The 11,910-nt window shown below is 37.8% G+C and carries 13 protein-coding genes; 9 read left to right on the top strand and 4 right to left on the bottom strand.

What is annotated here, in order from left to right; genetic code table 11:
- The first annotated feature begins 25 nt into the window (after positions 1–25).
- From AC1DNH_RS02195 to AC1DNH_RS02165, 7 genes are all read left to right on the top strand, one after another.
- Positions 26–379 carry a response regulator gene (locus tag AC1DNH_RS02195; RefSeq protein ID WP_477583241.1) on the top strand — a complete coding sequence of 118 codons (354 nt, stop codon included), beginning with the start codon at positions 26–28 and terminating at the stop codon, positions 377–379.
- Positions 380–389: 10 nt separating this feature from the next.
- Positions 390–1,016 carry a hypothetical protein gene (locus AC1DNH_RS02190; RefSeq protein ID WP_477583235.1) on the top strand — a complete coding sequence of 209 codons (627 nt, stop codon included), beginning with the start codon at positions 390–392 and terminating at the stop codon, positions 1,014–1,016.
- A 127-nt stretch (positions 1,017–1,143) separates the two neighbouring features.
- Positions 1,144–2,517 carry an exonuclease domain-containing protein gene (locus AC1DNH_RS02185; protein WP_477583233.1) on the top strand — a complete coding sequence of 458 codons (1,374 nt, stop codon included), beginning with the start codon at positions 1,144–1,146 and terminating at the stop codon, positions 2,515–2,517.
- A gap of 16 nt (positions 2,518–2,533) precedes the next feature.
- Complete coding sequence (locus tag AC1DNH_RS02180) at positions 2,534–2,869, top strand: MmcQ/YjbR family DNA-binding protein (RefSeq protein ID WP_477583231.1); 336 nt, start codon at positions 2,534–2,536, stop codon at positions 2,867–2,869.
- Between the two features lie 297 nt (positions 2,870–3,166).
- Positions 3,167–3,583: a VOC family protein gene (locus AC1DNH_RS02175; protein ID WP_477583229.1), complete on the top strand. Its 417-nt coding sequence runs from the start codon at positions 3,167–3,169 to the stop codon at positions 3,581–3,583.
- An 85-nt stretch (positions 3,584–3,668) separates the two neighbouring features.
- Complete coding sequence (locus AC1DNH_RS02170) at positions 3,669–3,986, top strand: ArsR/SmtB family transcription factor (RefSeq protein WP_477583228.1); 318 nt, start codon at positions 3,669–3,671, stop codon at positions 3,984–3,986.
- Positions 3,987–3,988: 2 nt separating this feature from the next.
- On the top strand, positions 3,989–4,423 hold the full coding sequence (locus AC1DNH_RS02165) for an SRPBCC family protein (protein ID WP_477609470.1): 435 nt from the start codon (positions 3,989–3,991) through the stop codon (positions 4,421–4,423).
- Between the two features lie 237 nt (positions 4,424–4,660).
- On the opposite strand, the gene bioA is transcribed toward AC1DNH_RS02165, so the two are convergent.
- From bioA to AC1DNH_RS02150, 3 genes are read right to left on the bottom strand one after another with little or no spacing between them, the layout of a single operon-like run.
- The gene (gene bioA, locus AC1DNH_RS02160) at positions 4,661–5,965 is read right to left on the bottom strand and encodes an adenosylmethionine--8-amino-7-oxononanoate transaminase (RefSeq protein WP_477625123.1); all 1,305 of its coding nucleotides are present in this window, start codon (positions 5,963–5,965) and stop codon (positions 4,661–4,663) included.
- Between the two features lie 2 nt (positions 5,966–5,967).
- Positions 5,968–6,420 carry an NUDIX domain-containing protein gene (locus AC1DNH_RS02155; protein WP_477583478.1) on the bottom strand — a complete coding sequence of 151 codons (453 nt, stop codon included), beginning with the start codon at positions 6,418–6,420 and terminating at the stop codon, positions 5,968–5,970.
- Positions 6,407–7,393 carry a cation diffusion facilitator family transporter gene (locus tag AC1DNH_RS02150; RefSeq protein ID WP_131031170.1) on the bottom strand — a complete coding sequence of 329 codons (987 nt, stop codon included), beginning with the start codon at positions 7,391–7,393 and terminating at the stop codon, positions 6,407–6,409. The genes AC1DNH_RS02155 and AC1DNH_RS02150 overlap by 14 nt, the downstream gene beginning before the upstream one ends.
- A 113-nt stretch (positions 7,394–7,506) precedes the next feature.
- Between AC1DNH_RS02150 and AC1DNH_RS02145 the strand changes: the two genes are divergently transcribed.
- Positions 7,507–8,703 (top strand): pyridoxal phosphate-dependent aminotransferase, encoded by a 1,197-nt coding sequence (locus tag AC1DNH_RS02145; protein ID WP_209435043.1) that lies wholly within the window; start codon positions 7,507–7,509, stop codon positions 8,701–8,703.
- 688 nt (positions 8,704–9,391) lie between these two features.
- On the opposite strand, the gene AC1DNH_RS02140 is transcribed toward AC1DNH_RS02145, so the two are convergent.
- Positions 9,392–10,636: an ABC transporter permease gene (locus AC1DNH_RS02140; protein ID WP_215127580.1), complete on the bottom strand. Its 1,245-nt coding sequence runs from the start codon at positions 10,634–10,636 to the stop codon at positions 9,392–9,394.
- Positions 10,637–10,836: 200 nt separating this feature from the next.
- Here AC1DNH_RS02140 and queA point away from each other — a divergent pair, with 200 nt between their 5' ends.
- Positions 10,837–11,886: a tRNA preQ1(34) S-adenosylmethionine ribosyltransferase-isomerase QueA gene (gene queA, locus AC1DNH_RS02135; protein WP_029278727.1), complete on the top strand. Its 1,050-nt coding sequence runs from the start codon at positions 10,837–10,839 to the stop codon at positions 11,884–11,886.
- Positions 11,887–11,910: the final 24 nt, after the last annotated feature.

Below are 11,910 nucleotides of genomic sequence, written 5' to 3'. Positions count from 1 at the left end.
AATTGATTTATCTGTTTTGAAAAGAGTGTTGGTTGTGGATGATGATCCAGATGTATTAGAAGTTTTCCAGAATGTATTAGAAACCGAACATTATAAAGTTTATCCGTTACTATCGCCACGACATATTTTTAAAACAATAAGAGATTTTAGTCCCGATCTGATAATTCTAGATATTATGTTAAATGGGATGGATGGGCGTGCTGTGTTTAAAGAGTTAAGGTTAAATCCTGAAACAGCGCGCATCCCTATTATTATGGCATCGGCGAGGTACGATGAAAACTATATCACATCGCAACAATACCATCCCGACGATTATTTAGAAAAACCCTTTAACATGGCAGATTTGCTCCAAAAAGTAAGTGCTTTAACCGAAAATTAAAAAATCAGATATGAAATTAAAATTACTACTATCTCTTCTGTTGTTATGTGCAGCATTATCAATCAAAGTAAAAGCACAAAGCAGACCAGATAAACTCTATTCTATGAGTGGAATTGGCTTTGCATTCCCAATGGGCGAAACTTCGGATTATTTTAAACCAAAATTTTCAACATCTTTAGGTTTAAACTTGGGTTTGGGTAAAGGTGGTTTGTTCTTATACCCTAAAGCAAGTTTACATGCTTTTACTTTTAACCAGATAACGCCAGATGCGGGCTACACCTATACTTTACAAAAAGGCAGGGCAACCACCTACTTGCTAAATGTTGCTTTAGGGTACCGTAAAATTGTAAACAAATGGGCTTTTTATGGTTTTGCAGGTGCTGGTGGCGGTTTTATTCTTACGCCTCAGGCTAGCGTTAATACCACAACCCTGCAGGTTACCCAAGATAATAAATCGAATGGTTTGGGTATTGCCGAAGGTGGGGCCGGTATTGAATATAATATTGGAGGTGCCAATTTATTTGTAGAGGCCAGTTACATGTATGGCTTTAGTAAAATCCAGAACAGGGCTTTTAACACTGTACCGATTTCTATTGGCATCAAACCTAATTTAAGCAAGCTACTAAGTAAACTTTAAATATTTACATACAAAATACCAGAGCGGTTACGTTAAATACATAACCGTTTTTTTTATRCTAAAGAAATAATCAAAATTATTTTCATACTAATTATTTTAGCATAGATTTGTATTTCAAATTAATTTAATGTTATACGCAGTTGTAGATATCGAAACCACTGGTGGTCATGCCTCAGCAAATGGTATTACCGAGGTTGCCATTAACATCCATGATGGCAATGAAATAGTTGAATCTTACACTACCCTAATTAATCCGAAGCAGCCTATACCCGTTTACATTACGGCGCTTACAGGTATTGATGATAACATGTTGTTGGATGCCCCAACTTTTGATGATGTTGCTTTACAGATTTATCAGTTATTAAACGATAAGGTTTTTGTGGCGCACAATGTAAACTTCGATTATTCCTTTTTGAAGCATCATTTGGCAGCTGCAGGATATGATTTACAATGCAAAAAGCTGTGTACGGTAAGGTTGAGCAGAAAACTAATTCCTGGCAAATCTTCATATAGTTTAGGAAAACTTTGTACAGCCTTGCAGATTCCGATTCAAAACCGACACCGGGCAGCGGGAGATGCAGATGCAACAAGTATCCTATTCAATTTATTGCTAGAATACGATCAGGAAGGCATAATTGCGGAAATGCTGAAGAAAACATCAAAAGAGCAGGCTTTACCGCCGCACTTAGATAAAGCTTCGATTCTGAGGTTACCTCATCAACCTGGTGTATATTATTTTAAAGATAGTAAGGGCAAGATTATTTATGTTGGAAAAGCTAAAGACCTTAAGAAACGCGTAACCAGTCACTTTACAGGCAATACACCTAACCGGCAACGCCAGGATTTTTTACGCACGATTCATCATGTAGACCATGTAATCTGTGGTACCGAATTAATGGCACTCATTTTAGAAGCCAATGAAATAAAACGGCTTTGGCCTGAAAACAACCGGGCAATGAAGCGTTATGAGCATAAATATGATTTATATGTTTTCGAAGATCAAAACGGCTATTTGCGCTTAGCGATAGATAAACATAAAAAAAACAATAACGCTTTTCAGAGTTTTAACAGCTTATTGGAAGGTTATAATTTCTTAAACCAACTTGTTGATAAATACCAGCTTTGTGCTAAGCTCTGTTACCTGCAAAAAACGGCCACTAAATGTTATGCACACGAAAATGGGCAATGTTTTGGTGCCTGCAGCGGAATAGAAACTGTAAGTGTTTATAATAAAAAATTAAACACAGCATTGGCCGATATCCAGAAACAACAACCAAGTTTCGCATTGGTGGATGAGGGCAGAAAAGACAACGAGTTTAGCTGTTTGGTTGTAGAGAATGGAAAATTTTATGGAATGGGCTACTTCACCGATAAGAACTATCTTGCTGACGGTCTGGCGCCAATCAAAAATGATCTTTCTATCTATCAGTCCAACAGTTATATCTTAAATTTAATTCTGAACTACGCGGAACAACACCCACAGAAATTGTATAAATTGTAACGTTTAACTACACGCCATGGATTCATCAATATTTATAGCTCATTGCCTATCTTTTGATGAAGTTATTGAATTGCCACATTTCGAAAAAACTTCCTTCCGGGTAAATAAAAAGATCTTTGCTACGCTAAATACCCAGAAAAAGCAGGCAACATTTAAATTATCAGCAATTGATCAGTCTGTTTTCTGTGATTTTGATCGGAACAGCATATGGCCAGCTAGCGGGGCTTGGGGCAAACAAGGTTGGACAATTTTTGACCTAACAGCATTAACAGACGAAATGCTTATCGATGCACTTACACTTTCTTATTGCAATGTGGCCTCAAAGGACCTTTCAGAAAAGTACAAAGCTTAAGTACAATTCTTAACATTATGAGCTGAAATACCCTTAAATGCCGTGCATGGCAAGAATTAGTACAATAACTTCACTAACCAGTTAAGCCCATAAGATTATAAAACGCAGGCTAATAAAGTACTATGCTTCACAAGGCGCAATATTGCCGCAATGCGTTAACCATATAAGGAATAGAAGAAAATATAAGCTAATCACGATAACCTGAATTGTCTCAAACAGCCCTGTTAATTTTCTTTTTTAGCAAGGACAACTCTATAGCTGCTTACCTATCTTTACTTACATCAAATATAAAACGTTATGACAAAATCACTTTGGATAAACCTTCCGGTAAAAAACATTAACCAGTCAAAAGCATTCTTCACGCAACTCGGTTTTACGCTTAACCTCCAGTATGGCGCCCGCGAAGATTCGGCGTGCTTTTTAGTAGGAGAAAGTAATTTAGCGATTATGCTTTTTGAAGAGGCTTTGTACGAAGGGTTTGCAGGAACCAGTATTGCCGATAAACGCAATGGCGGCGAAGTATTATTCTCCTTTGATGCAGAAAGTCCGGAGGAAGTAGATGATCTGGCTGAAAAAGTTGTAGCTGCCGGTGGCACACTTTATGGCGAGCCCGGTTATAAAGACGGCTGGATGTATGGCTGTGGTTTTGTTGATCTGGATGGACAAAGATGGAGTATTCTATATATGGATATGAGCAAAATGCCCTTGGGTTAATTTTATTATTTAAAAATAAATTAAAATTTGCGTAAGCAATTACTTACATTTATATTTGTAAGCAATTACTTACGCAATTAATTTTATGAGAAGAGATGTATTTCAAGCCATTGCCGATCCTACCCGAAGAGAAATCATCAATCTAATTGCGCATAACACCTTAAATTTAAATGCGATTGCCGAAAATTTCGACATGAGCCGACCTGCCATTTCACAGCACATTAAAGTTTTAACAGAATGTGGTTTAGTAGAAGTTACCCAACAAGGCCGTGACCGGTACTTTAACATACAATTTCAAAAATTAGCAGAAGTATCTAAATGGGTAGAACAATACCGTATTTTTTGGACAAGCAAATTAGATGCTTTAGAAATACACTTATCAAAAGACACTAAATCAAAATAAAGATGAAAAACGAACCAGTTATTGTAGAACGGGTGTATAATGCGCCTATCGAAAAAGTTTGGAAAGCTTTAACCGACAACAATGAAATTAAACAGTGGTATTTTCAATTGGAAAACTTTAAACCCGAAGTAGGCTTTAAGTTTGAGTTTTCTGGTGGACCGGATGATGGTCCTCAATATTTACATCTCTGCGAAATAACAGAAATTGTTGAGGGCAGGAAACTCGCCTACAGTTGGCGGTATGACGGTTATCCGGGTAACTCTGTTGTAAGCTGGGAGTTATTTGAGCAAGGCGAGCAAACAAGGCTGAAATTAACACATAGTGGTATAGAAAGCTTTGCTGAGAACGGCCCTGACTTTGCCAAAACAAGTTTCAATGGCGGCTGGACTTATTTCGTTAATGATGCACTTAAAAATTATTTGGAACCAGGAGCGTAATTCGCCCGTTTCGTCATTCTGAGAAGTCAGTTTCAGGAAAAACAAAGGAGTTTGAATGACAGATTTAGTCGATTCGTCATTCTCAACTTGATTGGGAACCACGAAGTGCTCATCGAAGATAATCTTAATGCTTTAGCTTGATTTGTAAGTTGCTTTAAGATTCCCACCTGCGTGGGAATGACGACCATTCTAAAAAACAAATACTGGTCGTAGCAACTAGCTACGACCTAAAAGCACCTATACCTCTTCTAAAGCCGATTTTATGCCTGCATAAATATAATCGAGATCTTCATCGCTGATTACATACGGTGGGAGGATATAGATAATATTGCCCAATGGCCTCAATATAATTCCCTTATCTAAAAAGTACGCATACAATAAATTACGCAGATTACTTAAATAAGAGGTTTCATTGCCAGTCTCCCACTCTATTGCAATAATTGTTCCCGTTTGCCTAATTGCTTTAACTTTAGGATGTGCTTTAATTTCTTCAAGAAAAACAGCATGTTTGGCTTCTACACGCTTAATATTCTGAAGTGTTTCGCTTTTTAACAGAATATCTAAACTCGCTAAAGAAGCTACACAGGCAATAGGATTCGCTGTAAAAGAGTGTCCGTGGTAAAGTGTTTTTAATTTATCGTCACTTAAGAATGCTTCAAAAATCTCCTTCGTACAGGTGGTTACCCCTAATGGCATTGTTCCACCGGTTAAACCTTTGCTTAAACAAATAATATCAGGCTTGTTAGTTAATTTCTCGCAAGCGAAATAAGTTCCTGTTCTACCGAAACCTGTCATCACTTCATCAGCAATGGTTAAAATTGCTGCATCTTTACAGGCAGATAAAAGTTGATCCAAATATTTAGCTTCGTACATCAACATCCCGCCCGATCCTAGAATGAGTGGTTCGAAGATAAAACAAGCGGTATCTTTAAGATTCGAGATATGAGATGTTAGATATGAGATGTTATTTTCGTTTGGCAGATCGATAAACTCGACATCAAACAATAGACTGTTAAAAGCATCGGTAAAAATACTGCGGCCGCTAACAGACATGGCGCCAAAAGTATCGCCATGATAGGCATTTTTAAAGGCTAAAATCTTCGTTTTTGGCGTGCCCTTATTGTCCCAGTACTGCAGGCACATTTTTAAGGCTACCTCTACTGCTGTTGATCCGTTATCGGTATAAAAAACTTTATCCTGTTTGCCAGGCAATATAGGTAAAAGCCTTTCTGCAAGTAGCACAGCGGGCTCGTGCGTAAAACCTGCAAAAATCACATGTTCAAGCACATTGAGCTGTTCGGCTACTTTTTGTGCAATATAAGGGTGTGAATGACCATGAATGTTCACCCACCAGGATGAAACCGCATCGATATACCGTTTACCATCCTCATCAAAAACGTATACCCCCTCGCCCCTAATAATTGGGATATGAGGAAGTGCATTTTTCATTTGGGTATAGGGATGCCAGATTACCTTTTGATCGCGTTCAGTTAAGTTGAGTTTAGAATCTGGAGTATGGAGTTTGGACGAATCGGGCATCATGATTATAATATAACTGAATATTGATTTTTTAGAAGTTGGCCTACGGTTTTATCTGTTTTAAAGGTAATATCCTCAATATTTAAATCTTCAATTTTCACCCACCTGAAAGCCTGAAGAATTTCACCTTCTCCATCGAAATCGTAAATAACATCTTTAAAGGTCAGCTGCAAAGGAGCTTTTTCTTTAACAATATAATACACACTAATTACCTGGCTATCGTTAAATGACGATTTTTCAAAAAAATCTGTAGTATAAAAATGAGATAATACTTCAATTTCAGCATCGCATTCTTCCACAAACTCACGTTTTAATCCATCGATTAATCCTTCGCCAAGTTCTAAACCGCCACCTGGAAACTTACTGAAACGAAAGCCATATTCTTCCTCATCACTTACCAAAACCTCATTATTTTGGTTAATTAACAATCCATAGACCCTAACATTAAAGTAGCTCATTTTCGAAATGCTTTTTATTTTTAATTACTATTTCTGGTGTCCATACAATTTCCTTTTTAAAGGCCTCTGCCCTCACTGGGCATTCACTCATGTGGCAATAATGGCAACATTCAGGCAAGCATGGATCTGCATGAATAAAGAGTTCTGCTTTGCGAAAGCCGTTTTTATTGATCAGTTCATCAATCTGCGAGATTTCGCGGTGAACTTTATTTAAGTCAAAATAATAAGGCAATGTTACATGGCAATCGATATGAAATTCAGGGCCATATTGCTGGGTACGCAGGTTGTGCACATCAATCCATGGGTTGTGCCTGTTCTTTTGTAAAACATCTACTACTTCTTCAACAAGTGTAAAATCACTTTCATCCATTAATCCACCCACCGAACCACGGGTAAGTTTATAACCAGAATAAACAATGTAAAAACCTACCAAAAAAGAAAGCAGGCTATCTAGCCAAATAATATTTGTTAGCTGAATTAATATTAAACCAACAACAATCGCCGCGCTGGTGTAGGTATCAGTTAACAAATGTTTACCATCAGCCTGCAATGTAACCGAATGCTCATCTTTACCTACATTGATGAGGTATAGGCCCACAATCAGATTAATCAGGCCCGTGATGCCAATAATCAGCGTTCCTGTTAATAGTTCCCCTACCAAATGAGGATAGATAAGGTTGTACGAAGATTTGAAAATAATAACCACTCCTGCGATCAAAATCAATATCCCTTCTACAAAAGCCGAGAAAAACTCAACTTTTCCATGTCCATAAGGATGATTTTCGTCGCGGGGTTGTGTGCTTAGGTAAATGCTATAAAAGGCAAAACTCCCTGCTATTACATTTACAATACTCTCTGCTGCGTCTGTTAAGATGGCGTTTGATCCCGTAATAAAGTACGCAACAAACTTGGCCAACATCAGCACCACACTCACCACCAGAGAAATTATTATAGCTTTCTTTTTTACCGACACCAGGATATTTTTTTCAAAAATACGCTTATCGAATAAATTAAATGAGAAAAACTATGTCTTTTTTAGTGCAGAATAATATTTGGTTTATATATTTGCGCTCAAAGTAATTAACCATGAGCACCTTATCCAAAAGAATCAACAGTCTATCTGAATCCGCAACCCTTAAAATGACCAAACTTGGTCGCGAGCTAGCGTCTAAGGGCATTAACATCATTAGTTTAAGCGTTGGTGAACCCGATTTCAATACACCCGATCACGTAAAAAATGCAGCTAAAAAGGCATTAGATGAAAATTATACACGTTATTCGCCGGTACCGGGCTATCCAGACCTGCGCCAGGCAATCGTAAACAAGCTAAAAACAGAAAACAACCTGGACTATGATATTTCTCAGATCGTGGTTTCAACAGGTGCAAAACAATCTTTATCGAATGTTATTTTAACTTTGATTGATCCTGATGATGAAGTAATCATCCCTACTCCTTACTGGGTTTCTTACTCAGAAATGGTAACCCTTGCAGAAGGAAAATCTGTTTTTATCGATACCGATATTGAAAGTGATTTCAAAATCACTCCTGCGCAATTAGAAGCAGCCATTACGCCGAAATCGAAATTATTCATGTTTTCTTCGCCATGTAACCCAACAGGTTCGGTTTATAGTAAAGAAGAATTAGCAGCGCTGGTTGCCGTTTTCGAAAAACACCCTAATATCTACATCTTATCTGATGAGATTTATGAGCATATTAACTTTGTTGATAAACATGAGTCTATTGCTCAATTCGACAGCATTAAAGACCGTGTAATCATTGTTAACGGTTTCTCTAAGGCTTTCGCCATGACAGGCTGGAGATTAGGTTATATTGCCGCTAATAAAGAAATTGCAGCAGCTAACGATAAATTACAGGGACAAACCACTTCTGGAACCTGTTCTATTGCGCAAAGAGCAGGAATTGTTGCTTACGAGCAAGGTTTAGCCAGTGTTTTAGAAATGAAAGAAGCATTTTTGCGCCGTAGAGAATTGGTTTACAATTTATTAAACGAAATCCCAGGTGTAAAAACAAATCTTCCTGATGGTGCTTTCTACTTTTTTCCAGAAATCAGTTCGTTCTTCGGTAAAAAAGATGCTGACGGAAATGTAATTAAAGATTCTTCAGACCTGGCTTTATATCTATTAAACGTTGGTCACGTAGCAACTGTTGGTGGCGATTCGTTTGGTAACAACAACTACATCCGTTTATCTTATGCAGCATCTGACGAGAGTTTGGTTGAAGCATTAAGAAGAATTAAAGAAGCTTTAGGTAAGTTAGCCTAACAAGTTTTCAGTTAACCGTTTGCGGTTAGCAATATCATCATAAAAATCCATGTTAATTAAGTTTAACATGGGTTTTTTATTTATATTACCGTTATCTCAAGAAAAAAAGGTTCGTCATCTCGACTGAAGCTCAGTCCCGAATTTTCGGGAGAGAGATCTATTGCAACAGATTTAGCTTCGCTGAGCCTTCGGGTTCTCGACTGCGTTGCACTCCGCTACCATTGACGTTATTTTACATAACTACTAATAATCAACATTTTAACCGATTTTGTGTTTCCGCCCAACTAGGCCTCACCACGGTATCCCCGTTGTACTTAAACCCGGCCTAACAAATTTTTCGGGCCGCACTCATCAAGCCAACCCACTAGCTTCGAAAGAAAAATTTTCAGCCGGCATTTTTTGCTTCTTTTTGATGCCAAAAAGAAAGAGCCCTTCGGTGGCGGCGAGCCGAGGCAAGACCGCGCCTTAGGGCAAAAGAAATCAATTAAACGTCACTCATATTGATTTTTATAAAATAAATTACCCCTCGAAATGACGATATGGTTTTTGGAAACGAAAGCAAGCATTTCATCGGAAAATTCAGTCCTTCTTTCCGTTACATTCCTCGCTGCGCTGCGGGCTTTCCACTGCAATAAGGTTTATCAACTAAGGGCATTGCAACTGAAAACCAGAAACCGTTAACTGCAAATTAACTTCTAATCGCCTCTACCGGGTCTAACCTTGATGCTGAATATGCTGGCCAAAAACCAGAGATAGTGCCGATGATTATTGATATGCCAATACCTAAGGCAATATTGTTCAAGCCCAGTATAATATGAAAATCTGTGGCCGCACCAATCCCCAGGGCGAGCAGAAAGACCAGTAATAAACCCAGCAAACCACCTAAAATACAAAGCGAAATCGATTCGAATATGAATTGAAGCAGGATAAAATAGTTTTTTGCACCCAGCGATTTTTGGATGCCGATAATATTGGTACGTTCCTTAACCGATACGAACATGATATTGGCAATACTGAAACCACCAACCAGGATCGAAAACCCACCAATTACCCAACCGGCAATATTTACCATTTTAAACATCGAATCTAACTGGTTAGAAATAATGGTGGTTTTATTTAGTGCAAAATCTTCTTCCTGGCCAGGTCTGATCCTGTGGATGGAGCGCATTAAACCTTTCAATTCGCTTTCTACCTCTTCTAAATTCACATTATCCTTACCACGAACTGTAATCTGTGGACCATAACGCTCGCTTTGGATATCTAAAACACCTTTCGCAAAAGCAATCGGAATATTTACGTTTTTATCAAGAGAGGTACCTAACATATCTTCTCCTTCTTTTTTGAAAACACCAACAACAGTTAATCTTCTTCCTAAAATCTGTACCTGTTTACCTACTGGCGCACCTCCATCAAAAAGCCCGTCGGCTATATCAGAACCTAAAATACAAACAGGTGAGCCGTTTTTACTCTCATTTTCGGTAAAATACCGGCCGTCCTGAAGCTCGAAATTCCAGGTCTTATTAAAATCGTGCGATGCTGCCCATACCGAAATCCCTTCTACTGAGTTACTTCTGTATTTGATCGTCCTATCGTTAGTTGATATTTCGAATGTAACGCCTTGTGCATTTTCAATTCTCTCGCGGAGGGCTTCAAAATCGCGCAATGAAGGCTGAGGGCGGTTCATATATTTCCACCAAGGGTAATTATCACCAAAACTCCAAGGCCATTTTTGAATATAAATAGTATTGGAACCCAGTTTATCTACACTGGACTGCAATTTACCGCGAAAGGTATCTACTGCAGAGAATACAGCAATGATGGTAAAAATACCGATTGTTATAGCCAAAAGCGATAACATGGTGCGTAATTTATTCTGGCGCAACGCATCAAATGCAAAACGGAAACTCTCGCCTATTAGCCTAAAGATTATCATAATTAAAGGTTAGATGCAAAGCTTTTCAAAAGGTTACAGCTTATCTTCAAAACTAATTAATTTTATGTCTACAATGCATTAATCGCCCTGTATTATTTGATTTAAATTGATTAAAACATAATATACATAAATTGCGTTTGATAAAATACGAAAAAGAAAAATTAAATTCGTATTTTTGCACCTCAAAAAATTCATCAAGAATGAAATTATCACAATTCAAATTCAACTTACCAGAATCATTAGTAGCCAACAATCCGGCAGAACAGCGCGACGAAGCTCGCCTAATGGTTTTACATAAAGACAGCGGTAAAATTGAACATAAAATTTTTAAAGACGTTTTAGGTTATTTCGATGACAAAGACGTAATGATATTAAATAACACTAAGGTTTTCCCTGCCCGTTTATATGGCAATAAAGAGAAAACCGGTGCAACCATCGAGGTTTTCTTGCTACGTGAATTAAACAAGGAATTACGTTTATGGGATGTTTTGGTAGATCCGGCACGTAAAATCCGTGTAGGTAATAAATTATATTTTGGCGACGACGATTTATTGGTTGCTGAGGTTGTAGACAACACCACATCACGTGGCCGTACCATCCGTTTCCTATTTGAAGGTACTGACGAAGAATTTAGAAAAAACGTTGAAATTTTAGGTGAAACTCCACTTCCTAAATACATTAAACGCAAAGCTACTGCTGAAGATAAAGAACGTTATCAAACCATTTTTGCTAAGCACGAAGGTGCTGTAGCTGCTCCAACTGCTGGTTTACACTTTAGTCGTGAGTTGATGAAACGTCTTGAACTTAAAGGTATAGAATTTGCAGAAGTAACTTTACACGTTGGTTTAGGAACTTTCAGAACTGTTGAGGTTGAAGACTTAACCAAACACAAAATGGATTCTGAGCAATTTATTATCGAGCAAAAAGATGCAAACATTGTAAACAAAGCTTTAGAGGAAAAAAGAAAAATCTGCGCGGTAGGTACTACTTCAATGCGTGCTATCGAATCGGCTGTTTCTGCTAACAGAACATTAAAATCGGCTAACGATTGGACCAGTAAGTTTATCTTCCCTCCTTACGATTTCAGTATTGCAAACTCAATGATTACCAATTTCCACACCCCAGAATCTACTTTATTGATGATGGTAAGTGCATTTGGCGGATATGAGAACGTAATGAATGCTTACGAAGTTGCAGTAAAAGAAAAATATAAATTTTACAGCTATGGCGATGCCATGCTAATTATATAGATTTGAGTATTGAGATATGAGATT

The organism is Pedobacter sp. 01N310 (genome assembly GCF_056399805.1).
This window is presented reverse-complemented; position numbering and strand designations above follow the sequence as displayed.